20 protein-coding genes are annotated in these 18,802 nt (G+C 60.3%); all 20 read left to right on the top strand.

Annotated features, from left to right (window positions below; translation table 11 throughout):
• The first annotated feature begins 32 nt into the window (after positions 1 to 32).
• On the top strand, positions 33 to 1,013 hold the full coding sequence (plsX, locus tag HXW87_RS23565) for a phosphate acyltransferase PlsX (RefSeq protein WP_222019372.1): 981 nt from the start codon (positions 33 to 35) through the stop codon (positions 1,011 to 1,013).
• Between the two features lie 123 nt (positions 1,014 to 1,136).
• Positions 1,137 to 2,075, top strand: a complete 939-nt coding sequence (gene fabD, locus HXW87_RS23560; protein ID WP_047295663.1) for an ACP S-malonyltransferase — start codon at positions 1,137 to 1,139, stop codon at positions 2,073 to 2,075.
• A gap of 16 nt (positions 2,076 to 2,091) precedes the next feature.
• Positions 2,092 to 2,832, top strand: coding sequence for a 3-oxoacyl-ACP reductase FabG (gene fabG / locus HXW87_RS23555; RefSeq protein WP_007967600.1), 741 nt, complete (start codon positions 2,092 to 2,094; stop codon positions 2,830 to 2,832).
• A 196-nt stretch (positions 2,833 to 3,028) separates the two neighbouring features.
• On the top strand, positions 3,029 to 3,265 hold the full coding sequence (gene acpP, locus HXW87_RS23550) for an acyl carrier protein (protein WP_003175607.1): 237 nt from the start codon (positions 3,029 to 3,031) through the stop codon (positions 3,263 to 3,265).
• 108 nt (positions 3,266 to 3,373) lie between these two features.
• On the top strand, positions 3,374 to 4,618 hold the full coding sequence (fabF, locus tag HXW87_RS23545) for a beta-ketoacyl-ACP synthase II (protein ID WP_027612357.1): 1,245 nt from the start codon (positions 3,374 to 3,376) through the stop codon (positions 4,616 to 4,618).
• On the top strand, positions 4,618 to 5,433 hold the full coding sequence (pabC, locus tag HXW87_RS23540) for an aminodeoxychorismate lyase (protein WP_131671682.1): 816 nt from the start codon (positions 4,618 to 4,620) through the stop codon (positions 5,431 to 5,433). Before fabF ends, pabC begins: the two co-directional genes overlap by 1 nt.
• Positions 5,434 to 5,436: 3 nt before the next feature.
• Entirely contained in the window at positions 5,437 to 6,627 is a 1,191-nt protein-coding gene (gene mltG / locus HXW87_RS23535) for an endolytic transglycosylase MltG (protein WP_239777873.1), read from the top strand.
• A 19-nt stretch (positions 6,628 to 6,646) separates the two neighbouring features.
• A complete protein-coding gene (tmk, locus tag HXW87_RS23530; RefSeq protein WP_041069196.1) occupies positions 6,647 to 7,279 on the top strand; it encodes a dTMP kinase in 633 nt (210 codons plus the stop codon).
• Positions 7,272 to 8,255 (top strand): DNA polymerase III subunit delta', encoded by a 984-nt coding sequence (locus tag HXW87_RS23525; protein ID WP_041069199.1) that lies wholly within the window; start codon positions 7,272 to 7,274, stop codon positions 8,253 to 8,255. Before tmk ends, HXW87_RS23525 begins: the two co-directional genes overlap by 8 nt.
• A gap of 42 nt (positions 8,256 to 8,297) precedes the next feature.
• Positions 8,298 to 8,654: a PilZ domain-containing protein gene (locus HXW87_RS23520; protein WP_027612362.1), complete on the top strand. Its 357-nt coding sequence runs from the start codon at positions 8,298 to 8,300 to the stop codon at positions 8,652 to 8,654.
• Between the two features lie 15 nt (positions 8,655 to 8,669).
• Complete coding sequence (locus tag HXW87_RS23515; protein ID WP_047295654.1) at positions 8,670 to 9,455, top strand: TatD family hydrolase; 786 nt, start codon at positions 8,670 to 8,672, stop codon at positions 9,453 to 9,455.
• A gap of 467 nt (positions 9,456 to 9,922) precedes the next feature.
• Positions 9,923 to 10,561, top strand: coding sequence for a TetR/AcrR family transcriptional regulator (locus HXW87_RS23510; RefSeq protein ID WP_007950805.1), 639 nt, complete (start codon positions 9,923 to 9,925; stop codon positions 10,559 to 10,561).
• Positions 10,562 to 10,698: 137 nt separating this feature from the next.
• Entirely contained in the window at positions 10,699 to 11,667 is a 969-nt protein-coding gene (locus tag HXW87_RS23505; RefSeq protein WP_041069205.1) for a radical SAM protein, read from the top strand.
• 170 nt (positions 11,668 to 11,837) lie between these two features.
• On the top strand, positions 11,838 to 12,443 hold the full coding sequence (locus HXW87_RS23500; protein WP_041069208.1) for a DUF4823 domain-containing protein: 606 nt from the start codon (positions 11,838 to 11,840) through the stop codon (positions 12,441 to 12,443).
• A gap of 16 nt (positions 12,444 to 12,459) precedes the next feature.
• The gene (locus tag HXW87_RS23495) at positions 12,460 to 13,020 is read left to right on the top strand and encodes a DUF1285 domain-containing protein (protein WP_131671681.1); all 561 of its coding nucleotides are present in this window, start codon (positions 12,460 to 12,462) and stop codon (positions 13,018 to 13,020) included.
• A gap of 191 nt (positions 13,021 to 13,211) precedes the next feature.
• A complete protein-coding gene (locus HXW87_RS23490; RefSeq protein WP_047295648.1) occupies positions 13,212 to 13,928 on the top strand; it encodes a FadR/GntR family transcriptional regulator in 717 nt (238 codons plus the stop codon).
• A 46-nt stretch (positions 13,929 to 13,974) separates the two neighbouring features.
• Positions 13,975 to 14,850 (top strand): SMP-30/gluconolactonase/LRE family protein, encoded by an 876-nt coding sequence (locus HXW87_RS23485; protein WP_239777872.1) that lies wholly within the window; start codon positions 13,975 to 13,977, stop codon positions 14,848 to 14,850.
• A gap of 270 nt (positions 14,851 to 15,120) precedes the next feature.
• Positions 15,121 to 15,939 (top strand): SDR family oxidoreductase, encoded by an 819-nt coding sequence (locus tag HXW87_RS23480; RefSeq protein ID WP_108183477.1) that lies wholly within the window; start codon positions 15,121 to 15,123, stop codon positions 15,937 to 15,939.
• Between the two features lie 278 nt (positions 15,940 to 16,217).
• Entirely contained in the window at positions 16,218 to 17,222 is a 1,005-nt protein-coding gene (locus HXW87_RS23475; RefSeq protein WP_047295641.1) for a substrate-binding domain-containing protein, read from the top strand.
• A 33-nt stretch (positions 17,223 to 17,255) separates the two neighbouring features.
• Entirely contained in the window at positions 17,256 to 18,800 is a 1,545-nt protein-coding gene (gene araG, locus HXW87_RS23470; protein WP_239777871.1) for an L-arabinose ABC transporter ATP-binding protein AraG, read from the top strand.
• Positions 18,801 to 18,802 lie beyond the last annotated feature (2 nt).

Genomic DNA, 18,802 nt, shown 5'->3' with positions numbered 1-18,802 from the left:
ACTTGTCCGCTCAAGTCATCGCGATTGACGCAATGGGCGGGGACTTCGGTCCCCGCAGCATTGTTCAGGCCAGCCTTGCTTGCCTTTCTGCTACGCCCTCGCTGCACCTGACCCTCGTCGGTCAACCCTCCCTTCTTGAAGAACTGATCAACGGCCAATCGGCTGCCGATCGCGCGCGCCTGACGATTGTCCCGGCGTCTGAAGTCATCACCATGGACGAAAAGCCGACCCAGGCCTTACGTGGCAAGCCGGATTCGTCGATGCGTGTCGCCCTTGAACTGGTGCGTGACGGCAAGGCCCAGGCCTGTGTCAGCGCGGGCAATACCGGGGCGTTGATGGCGCTGTCGCGTTTCGTGCTCAAGACCTTGCCGGGGATTGATCGGCCGGCGATGGTGGCGGCGATTCCGACGCAAAAGGGCTATTGCCAGTTGCTCGATCTGGGCGCCAACGTCGATTGCAGCGCCGAGCATCTGTTGCAGTTCGCGGTGATGGGCTCGGTGGCGGCGCAGACGCTGGGCATCGCCCGGCCGCGTGTCGCGTTGCTGAATATCGGCACCGAGGACATCAAGGGCAATCAGCAGGTCAAGCTGGCGGCGACCTTGTTGCAGGCGGCGCGCGGCATTAACTACATCGGTTTTGTCGAGGGCGATGGCCTGTATCGCGGCGAGGCGGATGTGGTGGTCTGTGACGGTTTTGTCGGCAATATCCTGCTCAAGTCCAGCGAAGGCCTGGCGACGATGATCGCTGCGCGTATCGAGGCCTTGTTCAAGCAAAGCTTCGCTTCCCGCGTAGTAGGTGCTCTGGCCCTGCCATTGATGAAGCGTCTGCAGGCGGATCTGGCGCCTGCGCGACATAACGGCGCAAGTTTTCTCGGCTTGCAGGGCATCGTGGTGAAAAGTCACGGTTCGGCCGGGGTTCAGGGCTTTCAGAGCGCGATTCAGCGCGCGCTGATCGAGATTCAGGAGAACCTGCCCGAGCGCCTCCACGGTCGTCTGGAGGATTTGTTGTCTTAGGCGTTTTCGTCGGACAATGCTTAAATGTGACCGCCCGGTTCAAAGGGCCATCCAACTGTCAGTTTCTTGCGTCCCCCGGTGGGGCGTCACTTTCCGACGACAAGATCATTAGGGGCTTGTTACATGTCTGCTTCCCTCGCATTCGTCTTTCCAGGACAGGGTTCGCAGTCCCTCGGCATGCTGGCCGAGCTGGGCGCGGAACATCCGCTGATCCTCGAAACTTTCAAAGAAGCCTCTGAGGCTTTGGGCTATGACCTGTGGGCATTGACCCAGCAAGGCCCGGAAGAGCTGCTCAATCAAACCGATAAAACCCAACCGGCCATTCTGACCGCCTCGATCGCCCTGTGGCGTCTGTGGCTGGCTGAAGGTGGCGCGCGTCCGGCATTCGTTGCCGGTCACAGCCTGGGTGAATACAGCGCGCTGGTTGCTGCCGGCAGCCTGAGCCTGGCTGATGCGGTGAAACTCGTTGAGCGCCGTGGCCAGCTGATGCAGGAAGCCGTTCCGGCCGGGCAGGGTGGCATGGCCGCCATTCTCGGTCTGGAAGACGCTGATGTGCTGGCCGCCTGTGCCGAAGCGGCGCAAGGTGAAGTGGTCAGCGCGGTGAACTTCAACTCGCCGGGCCAGGTGGTGATTGCCGGTGCCAAGGCTGCCGTCGAGCGTGCCATTGAAGGTTGCAAGGCCCGTGGTGCCAAGCGTGCCATGCCGTTGCCGGTGAGCGTGCCGTCGCACTGCGAGCTGATGCGTCCGGCGGCCGAGCGCTTTGCCGAATCCATCGCTGCCATCGACTGGCAGGCACCGCAGATCCCGGTCGTACAGAACGTCAGCGCGCAAGTGCCGGCCGATCTGGAAACCCTCAAGCGTGATCTGCTCGAGCAATTGTACAAGCCCGTTCGCTGGGTTGAATCGGTCCAGACCCTGGCCGCCAAAGGCGCCACCAGTCTGGTCGAATGCGGTCCGGGCAAAGTCCTGGCCGGTCTGAACAAACGTTGCGCCGAAGGCGTTTCGACTTCCAACCTCAATACCCCAGACGCTTTCGCTGCCGCCCGTGCAGCGCTGGCCTGAATCAGGAGAAACTTGCATGAGTCTGCAAGGTAAAGTTGCACTGGTCACCGGTGCAAGCCGCGGTATCGGCCAGGCCATCGCACTGGAACTGGGTCGTCAGGGCGCCATCGTTGTTGGCACTGCGACCTCCGCCAAAGGCGCCGAGGCCATTGCTGCCACCCTGAAAGAGCATGGTATCCAGGGCACGGGTCTGGAACTGAACGTCACCAGCGACGAATCGGTCAGCGCGGTGCTGGCGAGCATTCAGGAGCAGTTCGGTGCGCCGGCAATTCTGGTCAATAATGCTGGCATCACCCGCGATAATCTGATGATGCGCATGAAAGACGATGAATGGTACGACGTGATCGATACCAACCTGAACAGTCTGTATCGCCTGTCCAAGGGCGTTTTGCGTGGCATGACCAAAGCGCGCTGGGGCCGAATTATCAGTATTGGCTCGGTGGTGGGTGCCATGGGCAACGCAGGCCAAGTAAACTATGCAGCCGCCAAGGCCGGTCTGGAAGGTTTCAGCCGTGCGATGGCGCGTGAAGTCGGTTCGCGTTCGATTACGGTCAACTCGGTAACCCCAGGGTTCATCGACACCGATATGACCCGCGAACTGCCGGAAGCACAGCGTGAAGCCTTGCAGACGCAGATTCCGCTGGGTCGTCTGGGACAAGCTCAAGAGATCGCTTCGGTGGTCGCTTTTCTTGCATCCGACGGTGCGGCATACGTCACTGGGGCTACAATCCCGGTGAACGGTGGGATGTACATGTAAGTAAAATGTGACGGATTGCTTCAAAAAAATGTCATACGAGCTGTCTAAAATCCGTTATAAAGCTGCAATCTATTTATAGGCAGAGGGCCGCAGGGTTTGAGGAGTGAAGCTTTCAGTTGAAAAGCTGAAAAGCCTTTCTATACACTTACCCACTGGCCAGCTGCCTGAATTTGTCCATTAGGAGTGAAAACAAGGTATGAGCACCATCGAAGAGCGCGTCAAGAAAATCGTTGCCGAGCAACTGGGTGTTAAAGAAGAAGAAGTGGTCAACACTGCTTCCTTCGTTGAAGACCTGGGTGCCGACTCCCTTGACACCGTTGAGCTGGTGATGGCTCTGGAAGAGGAATTCGAGACCGAAATCCCTGACGAAGAAGCTGAGAAGATCACTACTGTACAAGCTGCAATCGACTACGTTACTAGCCACCAGGCGTAATAGTTTGTAATCGTTGTCTGCTGTCATGGAAAAACCGCACTGCCATCATGGCGTGCGGTTTTTTCTTTAGGCCTGATGCAAAGTCGTCATTTGAAAAAGGAGAGTGCTGTGTCGCGTAGACGCGTCGTAGTCACCGGTATGGGTATGTTGTCGCCACTGGGCACGGATGTGCCGAGCAGTTGGCAGGGCATTCTGGCTGGCCGCAGTGGCATTGGTCTGATCGAACACACCGACCTTTCTGCCTATTCCACCCGTTTTGGCGGCTCGGTAAAGGGCTTCAATGTCGAGGAATACCTGTCGGTCAAAGAAGCACGCAAGCTCGACCTGTTCATTCAGTACGGTCTGGCCGCGGGTTTTCAGGCTGTTCGCAATGCTGGTCTGGAAGTCACCGACGCCAATCGTGAGCGCATTGGCGTGGCCATGGGCTCGGGCATCGGCGGTCTGACCAACATCGAAGAAACCAGTCGTACCCTGCATGAGACGGGCCCGCGTCGAATCTCGCCATTCTTCGTGCCAGGCTCGATCATCAATATGATTTCCGGTTTTCTGTCCATCCACCTGGGTGCGCAGGGACCGAACTACGCCATTTCCACTGCCTGTACCACCGGAACGCACTGCATTGGCATGGCGGCGCGCAACATCATGTACGACGAAGCCGACGTGATGATCGCCGGCGGTGCCGAGATGGCCGCGTGCGGTCTGGGCATGGGCGGCTTCGGCGCGTCCCGTGCGCTGTCGACCCGCAACGACGAGCCGACCCGCGCCAGTCGTCCATGGGACAAGGGCCGTGATGGCTTCGTGCTGTCCGACGGTGCCGGTGCGCTGGTGCTCGAAGAGCTCGAGCACGCCAAGGCTCGCGGCGCGACCATTTATGCCGAGCTGATCGGCTTCGGCACCAGTGGCGATGCGTTCCACATGACTTCGCCACCCGCTGATGGCGCTGGTGCAGCGCGCTGCATCACCAATGCCCTGCGCGATGCGAAAATCAACATCGACCAGGTGCAGTACATCAACGCCCACGGTACCTCGACCCCGGCCGGCGACCTTGCCGAAGCCAATGCGATCAAGACCGTGTTCGGCGAGCACGCCTACAACCTGGCGGTCAGCTCCACCAAGTCCATGACCGGTCACCTGCTGGGTGCGGCGGGCGCGGTCGAGGCGATCTTCAGTGTGCTGGCAATCAACAGCCAGGTGGCCCCGCCAACCATCAACCTCGACGAGCCGGACGAGGGCTGCGATCTCGATTTCGTGCCGCACACGGCGCGCAACATGGACATCGATGTCGTACTGTCCAACTCCTTCGGGTTTGGTGGCACCAACGGCACGTTGGCGTTCCGTCGGTTCGCCGGCTGATGGACAGCTGGGTCGACGGTCAGCCGGCTGACGCTCTGTCGCTGAAAGATCGCGGCCTGGCTTATGGCGATGGGCTGTTCGAGACCATCGCCGTGCGCGGCGGCCAGCCGATATTGCTGGATCGTCACCTGACGCGTTTGGCCGAGGGCTGCTCGCGTCTGGCTATCGCTGCGGATATTGATCGGGTTCGCACGGAACTGCGGGCCTATGCCGCGGCAATGGGCGAGGGCGTACTCAAGCTGATCCTCACCCGTGGTGATGGCTTGCGTGGCTACGCGCCCGATCCTGCGGCGCAGGGTCGACGCATCCTGCAAGGCAACCCGCCTGCGGCTTATCCTGCGGTGCATGGCGAGCAGGGTGTGCGCCTGTTTCCCTGCGCCACGCGGCTGTCGAATCAGCCGTTGCTGGCCGGGCTCAAGCATCTGAATCGTCTGGAGCAAGTGCTTGCCCGCGCCGAATGGCGCGACGGCGAACACGCCGAAGGCTTGATGCTTGATCAGGCCGGACGCGTCATCGAAGGCGTGTTCAGCAACCTGTTTCTGGTGCGCGACGGCGTACTGATCACCCCGGATCTGAAGCGCTGTGGCGTGGCCGGTGTGATGCGTGCCGAACTATTGTTTCAGGCCGAGTCATTGGCTATCCCCACCCAAATTACCGATGTCAGCCTCGAACAGCTGCAATGGGCTGACGAAGTCTTTATCTGCAACAGCGTTTATGGCGTCTGGCCGGTACGCGCCTACGCTGCACTGAGCTGGCCGGTTGGCCCGCTCACCCGTAAACTGCAAACCATTGCCCGCGCGCTACTGGATGCCTGATTCGTGAGACGTAAATTCTTGCTGCTGCTGGAAACCGGACTGGTTCTGGCAGGGCTGGTAATGGGCGCCAGCGCCTGGAAAATTCATTCGGCGCTGGAACAGCCTCTGAACATCACGCAGGAAGAACTGCTGGATGTGCCGAAAGGCTCGACACCGACCCGCACCTTTCTTGAACTCGAAACCGAGGGGGTCATCAAGGATGCCTTCTGGTTGCGCATTTACTGGCGCTTCAATCTGGCCGGCACACCGATCCATACCGGCGAGTACCGCATGCAGCCAGGCATGACCGTCAACGGTCTGATCGACTTGTGGAAGCGTGGCGAAGTGGTGCAGTACAGTCTGACGCTGGTCGAGGGCTGGAATTTCCACCAGGTCCGCGCCGCGCTGGCAAAAGATGAAAAGATCGAGCAAACCCTCAAGGGCTTGAGCGACAGCGAAGTTATGGAGAAAATCGGTCATCGGGGATTGTTCCCGGAAGGACGGTTCTTCCCGGATACCTACCGTTTCGTGCGGGGCGTTTCCGATGTCGAATTGCTGAAGAAGGCCTTTGACCGGCTCGATGAAGTGTTGGCCAAGGAGTGGGAAAACCGCTCGGCCGATGCGCCGTACAGCGAGCCTTATCAGGCGCTGATCATGGCGTCGCTGGTGGAGAAGGAAACCGGCGTACCACAGGAGCGCGGGCAGATTGCCGGCGTGTTCGTGCGCCGCATGGCGCTGGGCATGCAGTTGCAGACCGACCCGACCGTGATCTATGGCTTGGGCGACCGCTACACCGGCAAGTTGACCCGTGCTCATCTCAAGGAGCCGACGCCCTACAATACCTATGTGATTCCCGGGTTGCCGCCGACGCCGATTGCCATGGTCGGTCGCGAGGCGATTCACGCCGCGCTCAATCCGGTGGAAGGCAACAGCCTGTATTTCGTCGCCCGTGGCGATGGCAGCCATGTGTTCTCCGATGACCTGGATGCACACAACAGTGCGGTGCGCGAGTTCCAGCTCAAGCGCCGCGCCGATTACCGCTCCAGCCCGGCCCCGGCGAATGCGCCGGCGGCTCCGGCCACGGCGACGGAGGAGGCGATTCCTGCCGCGTCCCCGAATACCGCGCCTGAAGCGCTGCCGCAGGTTCCGCCTCAGGAACCTGCGCCAGCCCCTGCTGCCGAGCCTGAGACGGCGGCACCGCAAAACGCGCAATGACTTTGATTAAGGACTGCCTGTGACTGGCTTGTTTATTACCCTGGAAGGCCCGGAAGGCGCTGGCAAGAGCACCAACCGCGAGTACCTCGCCGAGCGTCTGCGCGTCGAAGGTATCGAAGTGGTGCTGACTCGCGAACCCGGCGGAACGCCACTGGCCGAACGGATTCGCGACGTGCTGCTGGCCCCGGCCGATGAGGTCATGAACCCCGACACCGAGCTGTTGCTGGTGTTCGCCGCGCGCGCCCAGCATCTGGCCGAAGTGATTCGCCCGGCACTGGCCCGTGGCGCGGTGGTATTGTGTGATCGTTTCACCGATTCGACATACGCCTATCAGGGCGGCGGTCGTGGCTTGTCAATGGAGCGCATTGCTGCGCTGGAGACGTTCGTTCAGGGCGACTTGCGGCCGGATCTGACACTGATTTTCGATCTGCCGGTGGAAATGGGTCTGGCTCGCGCCAGTGCCCGTGGCCGTCTGGATCGTTTCGAGCTGGAAGGCCGGGCGTTTTTCGAAGCGGTGCGCAATGCGTTTCTCAAGCGCGCTGAGGCTGATCCTGCACGCTATGTGCGCATCGATGCCGGTCAGCCATTGGTCAAGGTTCAGCAATCGCTGGATACCTTGATTCCGAACTTGCTGGAGCTGATTCGTGGCTGAGGCCTATCCATGGCAGGACAGCCTCTGGCAGCAACTGGCGGGACGCAGTCAGCACGCTCACGCGTATTTGCTGCACGGCCCGGCCGGGATCGGCAAGCGCGCACTGGCCGAACGCCTGATGGCCAGCCTGCTTTGTCAGCGTCCGACACCGGAAGCCTGCGGTGAGTGCAAATCGTGCCTGCTGCTCAAGGCCGGCAGCCACCCGGACAATTACATCCTTGAGCCCGAGGAAGCCGACAAGGCGATCAAGGTCGATCAGGTCCGCGATCTGGTCAGTTTTGTGGTGCAGACCGCGCAACTGGGCGGGCGCAAAGTGGTGCTGATCGAACCGGTGGAGTCGATGAACATCAACGCCGCCAACGCCTTGCTAAAAAGCCTTGAAGAGCCTTCCGGCGATACCGTGCTGTTGCTGGTGAGCCACCAGCCGAGCCGTTTGCTGCCGACGATCAAGAGCCGCTGCGTGCAGCAGGCGTGTCCGCTGCCGGGCGAGGCCATGAGCCTGCAATGGCTGGCACAGGCGCTGCCAGAGTGTTCCGAAGAGGAGCGCATCGAATTGCTGACGCTGGCGGCCGGTTCGCCACTGGCGGCGGTCAGCTTGCAGTCCCAGGGCGTGCGCGAGCAGCGGGCGCAGGTGGTCGAAGGGGTGAAGAAGTTGCTCAAGCAGCAGCAATCGCCGACACAATTGGCCGAAGAATGGAAAAGCATTCCGATGCTGCGCCTGTTCGACTGGTTCTGCGACTGGTCGAGTCTGATCCTGCGCTATCAATTGACCCAGGATGAAGCCGGCCTCGGTCTGACCGATATGCGCAAAGTCGTGCAGTACCTGGCGCAGAAAAGCGCCCAGGGCAAAGTCCTCGATATCCAGGACTGGATTCTCGCCCAGCGGCAGAAAGTCCTGAGCAAAGCCAACCTCAACCCGGCACTGCTGCTGGAAGCGTTGTTGGTGCAATGGGCGGGTTTGCCTGGTCAAAGATAAGAATGTGTACCTAGACTCTGAACATCAGCAGTGGAGGTCAACATGAATGAAGCCATCAGCCCCGGGCCGCGCAACGGCATCCTGTCCCTGACGATCAAGGACAAATCGGTGCTTTACGCGGCCTACATGCCGTTCATCAAGAACGGTGGCCTGTTCATCCCGACCAACAAGAGCTACAAGTTGGGCGACGAGGTGTTCATGCTGCTGAACCTGATGGACGAGGCGGAGAAGATCCCGGTGGCCGGCAAGGTCGCCTGGATTACCCCCAAAGGCGCTCAGGGCAACCGCGCAGCCGGCGTCGGCGTGCAATTCAACGAGGGCGACAACACTGCCCGCAGTCGCATCGAAACCCATCTGGCCGGAGCCCTGAAATCCGACCGTCCCACTCATACGATGTAAGTAGCCGTCTTTTTTATGCTCGTAGATTCCCATTGTCACCTTGATCGCCTCGACCTCGCCGCCCATGATGGCTCGCTGGATGCCGCACTCGATGCAGCCCGCCAGCGTGGGGTCGGGCATTTCCTGTGCATCGGCGTGAGTGCCGACAACGCTGCCGACGTCAAGGCCCTGGCCGAGCGCTATGACGACGTCGATTGCTCGGTCGGTGTGCACCCATTGGATGTGCAACCGGGCGCGGCGCCGGCACTGGACTGGCTGCTGCATGAGCTCAATCACCCGAAAGTGGTGGCGATCGGTGAAACCGGTCTGGACTATCACTACGAGCCGGAAGCCGCCGAGCTGCAGCAGGCATCCTTCCGCCTGCACCTGCAAGCCGCCCGGCAGACCGGTAAACCGGTGATCATCCACACCCGTGGCGCCCGTGCCGATACCCTCGAACTACTGCGTGAAGCGGCGTTGCCCCAGGCCGGTGTGCTGCATTGCTTCACCGAAGACTGGGACATGGCCAAGGCTGCGCTGGACATGGGTTATTACATTTCCCTGTCGGGCATCGTCACTTTCCGCAACGCCGACGCTCTGCGCGATGTGGCGAGCAAGGTGCCGACTGATCGCTTGCTGGTGGAGACCGATTCGCCGTATCTGGCGCCGATCCCGTATCGCGGCAAACCGAACCTGCCGCAGTACGTGCGCGAGGTGGCGGAGTTTCTGGCGATGCTGCGTGGGGAAGACTATGAGCGGTTTGCCGAGCAGACCACCGAGAACTTCAAGCGGCTGTTTCCCTTGGCGCATGTAAAAGGCTGATCGTGTAGGAGCTGCCGCAGGCTGCGATCTTTTGATTTTGATTCTTTAAAAACAACATCAAAAGATCGCAGCCTGCGGCAGCTCCTACAAGCGCGGTGGGGCGTAAATGACAGGGATTTACGCCAAATCGCAGGCAAAAAAAACCCGGGTTCTGGGGGGTGAATCCGGGTTAAGACCATTAGGAGTAAAACAAAGGCACGCGGTCCCTTGGTACCTTTACCGGCACGGCACTTGGGGGAGATGCCGCCCGACAGTTCAAGTATTGATCAGTCTGGCGTTCAGTCCAGTTGAGCGGTCGGGGTTTTTAAACAAATTTGGAATACGTGCGCTTCAGTTGAGTTCTCATTGCCGCCTCAGCGTTCGCAAAATGAACAAGAAACACAGATATGGTCGGATGATCCGTGCATTTTTGTGCAAGTTAGGCATAATACGCGGCTTCGAATTTTGACCCCTACAGACCTTTTCTTATGCACAAAGAACCTCGTAAGGTCCGTGAGTTTCGTCGCCGTGAGCAAGAAATTCTCGATACCGCGCTCAAGCTGTTCCTCGAACAAGGTGAAGACAGTGTCACCGTCGAGATGATTGCTGATGCCGTGGGTATCGGCAAAGGCACAATCTACAAGCACTTCAAATCCAAGGCCGAGATCTATCTGCGGCTGATGCTCGATTACGAGCGCGATTTGAACGAGCTGCTGCATTCGGCCGATGTCGACAAGGACAAGGAAGCGCTGTCCCGTGCCTACTTCGAATTCCGTATGCGCGACCCTCAGCGCTATCGCCTGTTCGACCGTCTCGAAGAGAAGGTGGTGAAAGGCAATCAGGTACCGGAAATGGTCGAGGAACTGCACAAGATCCGTGCCTCGAACTTCGAACGCCTGACCTTGCTCATCAAGGGCCGGATCAGCGAAGGCAAGCTCGAAGACGTGCCGCCGTACTTCCACTACTGCGCGTCCTGGGCGCTGGTGCACGGCGCTGTCGCGCTGTATCACTCGCCGTTCTGGAGCAACGTGCTCGAAGATCAGGAAGGCTTCTTCCAGTTCCTGATGGACATCGGCGTGCGCATGGGCAACAAGCGCAAGCGCGATCCGGAAACCCCGAGCAGCTGAATCATTCAGCGGCCTTATTGCGCCATGATTTCGCTACATGACGCAGTACCGCAGGAATATACTCAGGCATAGGGCTTGCTAAAACTTGATTTGTGAGTCAAGTTTTAGCGGCTCGAAATTCTATCGCCGGAGTGATCATGATCGTTGACCGTCAAGGCAGGCGTTTTCGCAATTTGCGCATCAGCCTGACTTCAGCCTGCAATTACGCCTGTACCTACTGCGTGCCCAACGGCAAGCGGTTGGTGGCTGCGCAGGATGAACTGTCGGCCGAGGCCATGGCCCGTGGCGTGGCTTATCTGATCGAAGCCGCCGGCATCGAGCGCCTGCGCATCACCGGCGGCGAGCCGTTGGTCAGCCCCAAACTCGAATCTTTCATGAGCGCCGTCGGCAAGATGGGCCTGGAAGACATCAGCCTGACCACCAACGGTCAACTCCTGGCGAAAAAGCTGCCGCTGCTGGTGGATGCCGGTCTGCGCCGGATCAACGTATCCCTCGATACCCTCGACGCCGGCGCGTTCCGCAGCATCGCCCGTGGCGGCGATCTGGCAACCGTGCTCGACGGCATGGATCAGGCGAAAGCGGCGGGGATGAAGATCAAGGTCAACATGGTGCCGCTGCGCGGGCAGAACCTGGATCAGGTGATGCCGCTGCTCGACTATTGTCTGGAACGTGGCTACGAGCTGCGTTTCATCGAGTTGATGCGCATGGGCCACCTCGCTACTGACTCCAATGCCTTCCTGCAACAGTTCGTCAGCCTGCAGCAGTTGCTGAGCCTGATTGGCGAGCGTTATGAGTACGCACAAGCCGATGCGCCGGTGGACGCCACGGCCGTGCGCTATGCGATCCCGGGGCTGGGCCATTTCGGCGTGATCGCCAACGAAAGCGTGCCGTTCTGCAGAACCTGTTCGCGCTTGCGTCTGTCGTCGACCGGCTGGCTGCACGGCTGCCTGTCGTCGAGCAACCGCCACTATGTCGGCGATCTGCTCGACAAGCCGCGTCATCAGGCATTGCCGGCGTTGCAGCGTTTGCTGGTCAAGGCGCTGGGCGACAAGCAGGAAGTGGCGTTCTCCGGTGGTGCGACCGTCATGAAGATTATCGGCGGCTGAACAACCGCTTTCGCGAGCAAGCTCGCTCCCACATTTCGAATGCATTCTCCTGTGGGAGCGAGCTTGCTCGCGAATACGATCTTACAATCAACGATTTTCCTGAGCTGGCGCAAAAGCTGCATCCAACGGCCATTCGCCGGTTTTCCGTCACCGGCTTCTGGAGGATGAGGATGCGTAGCCTGGTTTTGCTGCTGGCCGTTTTGGCGCTTGGCGGCTGTATGACTGTCAGCGATATGGCCGAAGGCACTCGCTATCAGATGAGCGACGCGGGGCTGTTGGATCACAGCGACAGCCGTCGGGTGAACAACTTCCGCATTCAGCCGGACTCGTTCATCTACATCGCCCAGGGTTCATTCGCACCGCCGGGTGGCTCCTATCCGCGCCCGAACGTTGTGGCCGAAGAAGCGTTCAAAGGTTTTGTCGAATACTTCCCGATGGTCCGCCGTGCGCGAGCCCCGGAAGGCCTCGATCAGGCATTGGGCGAAGCTCGCGATGCCGGTGCTCACTACCTGCTGTATACCCGCTTCGCCAAGGCTGACGACCGCATCGGCAACTCCGACGAGTGGCTCGATCAGGAAGCCGTGGATCGCCTCGGCATCGACGGCGGGGTGATTCAGATCATGTTGATCGAGACCAGCACGCAGTATTTGATTGATACTGCACGGATCAAGAGTCGTGGCGGTTTACTGACGTTCCACGATAACAAGCCGGAAGACCTGATCGGCCCGCCACTGGCGCAATACGCGCGCAGCCTGCTGGGAGTCGGCGACCAATAAACCCAAGGAGTACGCCATGAGTGGCCCGCAAAAAGCCAATGACCTGTTGGGACAGATCCCCAAAACCAAAGGCCTGCCGCCGGTGCATTTGTGGAATCCGGACTTCTGCGGCGACATCGACATGCGCATCGCCCGTGACGGCACCTGGTATTACCTGGGCACGCCGATCGGGCGCAAGCCGATGGTCAAGCTGTTCTCCACCATCATCCGCCGCGACGGCGATGATTACTTCCTGATTACCCCGGTGGAAAAGGTCGGGATCAAAGTCGACGACGCGCCGTTTGTGGCGATTGCCGTGGAGGTTGAAGGCGAGGGTGAAGCGCAGTTGCTGCGCTTCACCACCAACGTCGAGGAGACCGCCGAGGCCGGGCCGGAACATCCGATCCGCGTCGAGATCGACCCGGTGACTCAAGAGCCCGCGCCTTACGTGCACGTGCGCAGCAACCTCGAAGCGCTGATTCACCGCAATGTGTTTTACCAACTGGTGGAACTGGCGGTCAGTCGCGAAATCGACGGGCAGCGCTGGTTGGGCGTATGGAGTGGCGGCGAATTCTTCCGCATCGGCCTCGAGCCTTAAACAAAAATCCCTGTGGGAGCGAGCCTGCTCGCGAAGACGATATGTCAGTAGATCTTAGGGCGACTGATACATCGCTTTCGCGAGCAGGCTCGCTCCCACATAGGATTTTAGAGTCACCTTGAAATCCCGATTGACTGTTAATCATATGATGATTAGCGTGAACACCCATCGCCAAGCGCTTTGAGGTCTTCATGTCCAGCAGCTTTCATGCATCAACAGTCGATTGGCTGGGCAGCTGGATTGCCGCTGGCCAGGTGAAACCGGGGCAGACGATCAAGGTCGAGGCCGATCTGGGCGAGCAACTCGGCGTCAGCCGCACGGTGATTCGCGAAGCGATAAAGACCCTCGTCGCCAAAGGCATGCTTGAGGTCGGGCCGAAAGTCGGCACCCGCGTGTTACCGGTGCGGCGCTGGAACCTGTTTGATCCGCAAGTCGTCGGCTGGCTGTCACGCAACGGTTTGCCGGAAAACTTTGTCGATGACCTGCTCGATCTGCGTCGCACCATCGAACCGATGGCCGTGCGCTGGGCCTGCGAGCGCGCCAGCCTGGAGCAGATTCACGCAGTGCAATTGGCCTACAACGCGCTGGAACGGGCGGTCGACAGCGGCATCGATTACAACCGCGCCGACCAGGTGTTCCACGAGTGCATTCTGGCGGCCAGCCATAACCAGTTCATTGAGCAAATGGTCCCGGCCCTCGGCGCTTTGCTCGCCGTGTCGTTTGAAGTCTCCGCCGCTGACCCCGATGAACTGCGTCGCACCTTGCCAATCCACAAGGACATGGCCGACGCCATCGCCGCCCGCGATGCGGCGCGCGGGGTGTGGGCCTGCATGACCCTGATCGACAATGCCGACCTGGCAATCAAGCGCTTTTACCCGCAGGTGATGGCCGACAAAAAAGCCAGCTGACAACACAAATCCCTACCATAAAAACCACAAGAACCAAGGAGTTGCCATGAGCTGGACCGCCGTAACCCAACACCGCGCCAGACTCGGAGAAGGCCCGTTCTGGGACGCCCCCACCCAGGCGCTGTACTGGGTCGATATCGCCGGCCAGCAGGCGCTGCGGCTGATCGGCAACAACGTGCAGATCTGGCAGATGCCCGAGCACGTTTCGGCGTTTATCCCGTGTGCCAGCGGCGATGCGCTGGTAACCCTGAGCAGCGGCGTCTATCGACTGGATCTCGACTCGCCAGGCCTCGAGCCACGCCTGACGCTGTTCTGTATCGCCGACCCGCAACCGGGCAATCGGCCCAATGAAGCGCGCTGCGATGGTCAGGGGCGATTGTGGCTCGGCACCATGCAGAACAACATCGGCGCCAACGGCGAAGACCTGCCGGTCGAGCGTCGTTCCGGTGGCCTGTTCCGCATTGATCCCGACCAGCGCGTCACACCGTTGCTGCGGGGCTTGGGGATTCCCAACACCTTGCTGTGGAGCGACGACGGCACCACGCTGCTGTTCGGCGACAGCCTGGACGGGGTGCTCAATCGCTATTTCATTCACACCGACGGCAATCTAGGCAGTCCTGAGGTCTGGTATGCCGCAAACGGGCAGGGTGGTCCTGACGGTTCGGCAATGGACGCCGAAGGCTACGTGTGGAACGCCCGCTGGGATGGCAGTTGTCTGCTGCGCCTGAGCCCGGAAGGCAAGGTCGAGCGCAAAATCGACCTGCCCGTCAGCCGACCGACCAGTTGCGTATTCGGCGGCGAAGACCTGAAAACCCTCTACATCACCAGCGCCCAGAGTCCGCACAACCATCCATTGGATGGCGCGCTGTTGTCGATGCGGGTCGATGTGCCGGGCAAACTCTGCACGCGCTTCGCTGGTTGAATCCCAAAATATGGGATGCAAAATTATATATTGAGATTATTCGGCGGTCGGGTTTATAGTCGGCTCCAGCAGTAACACGCACTCACACTTAAAAAGAACAAAACAGGTGAAGTGATGCAGCGAATCTCGATCGCACTCCCCAACGGAGTCAGCGTCTCGCAACGGCCCGGCGTCGCTCGCCGCGCCTGCCTGTTTCGTTTTCACAGTCTTCCAGACCGGACATCGTCAGATGCCCGGTTTTTTTGTGTCGACGAACAGGAGTCCTGATCCATGGCTGAACCTCTTTCCTTGCCGCCGGTGCCTGCGCCGCCGAAGGGTGAGCGTCTGAAAGACAAAGTGGTGCTGCTGACCGGCGCCGCTCAAGGCATCGGCGAAGCCATCGTCGCCACCTTCGCCTCACAGCAAGCCAGGCTGGTGATCAGCGACATTCAGGCAGAGAAGGTCGAGAAGGTTGCCGCCCAGTGGCGCGACAAGGGCTACGACGTTCAAGCGATCAAGGCCGACGTCTCGCGCCAGCAAGACCTGCATGCCATGGCCAGACTGGCGGTTGAGCGGCACGGGCGCATCGACGTGCTGGTCAACTGCGCCGGGGTCAACGTGTTCCGCGATCCGCTGCAAATGACCGAAGAAGACTGGCGTCGTTGCTTCGCCATCGATCTGGACGGCGCCTGGTACGGCTGCAAGGCCGTGTTGCCGCAGATGATCGAGCAGGGCGTCGGCAGCATCATCAACATCGCTTCGACCCATTCCTCCCACATCATTCCCGGTTGCTTCCCGTACCCGGTGGCCAAGCACGGCCTGCTCGGACTGACCCGGGCACTGGGCATCGAATACGCGGCGAAGGGCGTTCGGGTCAACGCTATCGCGCCGGGCTACATCGAGACGCAACTCAACGTCGATTACTGGAACGGCTTTGCCGATCCCCACGCCGAGCGTCAGCGCGCCTTCGATCTGCACCCGCCGAAACGTATCGGCCAGCCGATTGAAGTGGCGATGACCGCGGTGTTTCTGGCCAGTGATGAAGCGCCGTTCATCAACGCCTCGTGCATCACCATCGATGGTGGGCGCTCGGTGATGTACCACGACTGAATAGCTTGGGTTTCAGGCGGTGAACTCCGCTTGAAATCCAATCATCATACGATATGACTATTTTCAACAGGCTTTGCAGCAGTACGTGTCACGCCACCACACCTGTGGCGAGGGAGCTCGCTCCCGCTCGGCTGCGCAGCAGTCGTAAATTCGGGCTGCGCGGTGTGTTTGATTGACCGAGGTAACCGGTTTTAGGGCCGCTTCGCAGCCCAGCGGGAGTAAGCTCCCTCGCCACAAGCTGTTTAATTTGCTCAAGAAAAATAACAAGGAGTCAGCTTATGAAACGTCGTTTCGGGATTCGTACCCTGTGCAGTGCCGCGCTGGCGGTCACCGCGTTCAGTCTGAGCAGTACGCTGCTCGCTGCCGACGCCGTGAAAATCGGTTTTCTGGTCAAGCAGGCTGAAGAGCCATGGTTCCAGACCGAGTGGGCCTTCGCTGAAAAAGCCGCCAAGGACAAAGGCTTCGAACTGATCAAGATCGCCGTGCCGGACGGCGAGAAAACCCTCTCGGCCATCGACAGCCTCGCGGCCAACGGTGCCAAAGGCTTCGTGATCTGTCCGCCGGATGTCTCGCTCGGCCCGGCGATCATGGCCAAAGCCAAACTCAATGATCTGAAAGTGATCGCCGTGGACGACCGTTTCGTCGACGCCAGCGGCAAGTTCATGGAAGACGTGCCGTATCTCGGCATGGCCGCGTTCGAAGTCGGCCAGAAGCAGGGCAACGCGATGGTCGCCGAAGCGAAGAAACGCAACTGGGACTGGAAAGACACCTACGCGGTGGTCAACACCTATAACGAGCTCGACACCGGCAAGAAGCGCACCGACGGTTCGATGAAGGCGCTCGAAGACGCCGGCCTGCCGAAAGACCACATCCTGACCGCCGCGCTGAAAACCCTCGACGTGCCGGGCAGCATGGACGCCACCAACTCGGCGCTGGTCAAGCTGCCCAGCGCAGCGAAGAACCTGATCATCGGCGGCATGAACGACAACACCGTGCTCGGCGGCGTCCGCGCCACCGAAGCCGCCGGGTTCGCTGCGGCCAATGTGATTGGTATCGGCATCAATGGCACCGACGCCATCGGCGAGCTGAAAAAGCCCAACAGCGGTTTCTTCGGTTCGATGCTGCCAAGCCCGCACATCGAAGGCTACAAGACCGCCGAGATGATGTACGAGTGGGTGACCACCGGCAAAGAACCGCCGAAGTACACGGCGATGGATGACGTCACCCTGATCACCCGCGAGAACTTCAAGCAAGAGCTGGAAAAAATCGGCCTGTGGAACTGATGGCTGCTCGATCGGTGTGAAGAGGTGACTCAGATGCACGCGCAAGTACAGACACATGTAAACAGCAGCGGCGGCAGCCTGCGCTTCAACGGGATCGGCAAGACTTTTCCCGGGGTCAAGGCGCTGGACGCGATCAGCTTCGTCGCCCATCCGGGGCAGGTGCACGCCTTGATGGGCGAGAACGGCGCCGGCAAATCGACCCTGCTGAAAATCCTCGGCGGCGCCTACATCCCGAGCAGCGGCGAGTTGCAGATCGGCGAGCAGACCATGGCCTTCAAGTCGACCGCCGACAGCATCGGCAGCGGCGTCGCGGTGATTCACCAGGAGCTGCATCTGGTGCCGGAAATGAGCGTGGCCGAGAACCTGTTTCTCGGTCATCTGCCGGCCAGGCTCGGCCTGATCAATCGTGGCGTCCTGCGCCAGAATGCCCTGGCCTGCCTCAAGGGCCTTGCCGATGAGATCGACCCGCAGACCAAGGTCGGGCGCCTGTCGCTCGGCCAGCGGCAACTGGTGGAAATCGCCAAGGCGCTGTCCCGTGGCGCGCATGTGATCGCCTTCGATGAGCCGACCAGCAGCCTCTCGGCGCGCGAAATCGACCGTTTGATGGCGATCATCAGCCGCCTGCGCGATGAGGGCAAAGTGGTGCTCTACGTCTCGCATCGCATGGAAGAGGTGTTCCGCATTTGCGACGCGGTGACGGTGTTCAAGGATGGCCGTTACGTGCGCACCTTCGATGACATGAGCCAGTTGACCCACGATCAACTGGTGATCTGCATGGTCGGGCGCGACATTCAGGATATCTACGATTACCGCAGTCGCCCACGCGGCGCGGTGGCGTTGAAGGTCGACGGTTTGCTCGGCCCGGGCCTGCGCGAACCGGTGAGTTTCGAGGCGCACAAGGGCGAGATTCTCGGGCTGTTCGGCCTGGTCGGGGCCGGGCGCACCGAGCTGTTCCGGCTGCTCAGCGGGCTTGAGCGCAACACCGCCGGACGCCTGGAATTGCGCGGCCATGAACTGAAATTGCGCTCACCGCGCGACGCGATTGCCGCCGGGATTCTGCTATGCCCCGAGGACCGGAAAAAAGAAGGGATCATTCCGCTGGCCAGCGTTGCCGAGAACATCAACATCAGCGCGCGCGGCGCCAATGCCAGCCTCGGCTGCCTGCTGCGCGGGCTGTGGGAGAAGGGCAACGCCGACAAGCAGATCAAGGCGCTGAAAGTCAAAACCCCGCACGCTGGCCAGCAGATCAAATTCCTGTCCGGCGGCAATCAGCAGAAGGCCATTCTCGGTCGCTGGCTGTCGATGCCGATGAAGGTTCTGCTGCTCGACGAGCCGACTCGTGGCATCGACATCGGCGCCAAGGCCGAGATCTACCAGATCATCCATAACCTGGCCGCCGATGGCATTTCGGTGATCGTGGTGTCCAGCGACCTCATGGAGGTGATGGGCATTTCCGACCGCATTCTGGTGCTCTGCGAAGGCGCGCTGCGCGGCGAAGTCAGCCGCGACCAGGCCAATGAATCCAACTTGCTGCAACTGGCTTTGCCGCGCCATCGCGCTGACGGCGTGGCGAACTGAGA

This window comes from Pseudomonas sp. Y5-11 (assembly GCF_022368695.1).
GTDB classification, from domain to species: domain Bacteria; phylum Pseudomonadota; class Gammaproteobacteria; order Pseudomonadales; family Pseudomonadaceae; genus Aquipseudomonas; species Aquipseudomonas parakoreensis.
The sequence above is the reverse complement of the archived record's forward strand: the minus strand, read 5'-3'. Positions and strand labels throughout refer to the sequence as shown.

Bases quoted from the DNA above. Each gene is read 5' to 3' on its own strand.
- plsX (WP_222019372.1), top strand. From the start codon at position 33: ATGGGCGGGGACTTCGGTCCCCGCAGCATTGTTCAGGCCAGCCTTGCT.
- fabD (WP_047295663.1), top strand. From the start codon at position 1,137: ATGTCTGCTTCCCTCGCATTCGTCTTTCCAGGACAGGGTTCGCAGTCC.
- fabG (WP_007967600.1), top strand. From the start codon at position 2,092: ATGAGTCTGCAAGGTAAAGTTGCACTGGTCACCGGTGCAAGCCGCGGT.
- acpP (WP_003175607.1), top strand. From the start codon at position 3,029: ATGAGCACCATCGAAGAGCGCGTCAAGAAAATCGTTGCCGAGCAACTG.
- pabC (WP_131671682.1), top strand. From the start codon at position 4,618: ATGGACAGCTGGGTCGACGGTCAGCCGGCTGACGCTCTGTCGCTGAAA.
- HXW87_RS23520 (WP_027612362.1), top strand. From the start codon at position 8,298: ATGAATGAAGCCATCAGCCCCGGGCCGCGCAACGGCATCCTGTCCCTG.
- HXW87_RS23515 (WP_047295654.1), top strand. From the start codon at position 8,670: ATGCTCGTAGATTCCCATTGTCACCTTGATCGCCTCGACCTCGCCGCC.
- HXW87_RS23510 (WP_007950805.1), top strand. From the start codon at position 9,923: ATGCACAAAGAACCTCGTAAGGTCCGTGAGTTTCGTCGCCGTGAGCAA.
- HXW87_RS23505 (WP_041069205.1), top strand. From the start codon at position 10,699: ATGATCGTTGACCGTCAAGGCAGGCGTTTTCGCAATTTGCGCATCAGC.
- HXW87_RS23500 (WP_041069208.1), top strand. From the start codon at position 11,838: ATGCGTAGCCTGGTTTTGCTGCTGGCCGTTTTGGCGCTTGGCGGCTGT.
- HXW87_RS23495 (WP_131671681.1), top strand. From the start codon at position 12,460: ATGAGTGGCCCGCAAAAAGCCAATGACCTGTTGGGACAGATCCCCAAA.
- HXW87_RS23490 (WP_047295648.1), top strand. From the start codon at position 13,212: ATGTCCAGCAGCTTTCATGCATCAACAGTCGATTGGCTGGGCAGCTGG.
- HXW87_RS23485 (WP_239777872.1), top strand. From the start codon at position 13,975: ATGAGCTGGACCGCCGTAACCCAACACCGCGCCAGACTCGGAGAAGGC.
- HXW87_RS23480 (WP_108183477.1), top strand. From the start codon at position 15,121: ATGGCTGAACCTCTTTCCTTGCCGCCGGTGCCTGCGCCGCCGAAGGGT.
- HXW87_RS23475 (WP_047295641.1), top strand. From the start codon at position 16,218: ATGAAACGTCGTTTCGGGATTCGTACCCTGTGCAGTGCCGCGCTGGCG.
- araG (WP_239777871.1), top strand. From the start codon at position 17,256: ATGCACGCGCAAGTACAGACACATGTAAACAGCAGCGGCGGCAGCCTG.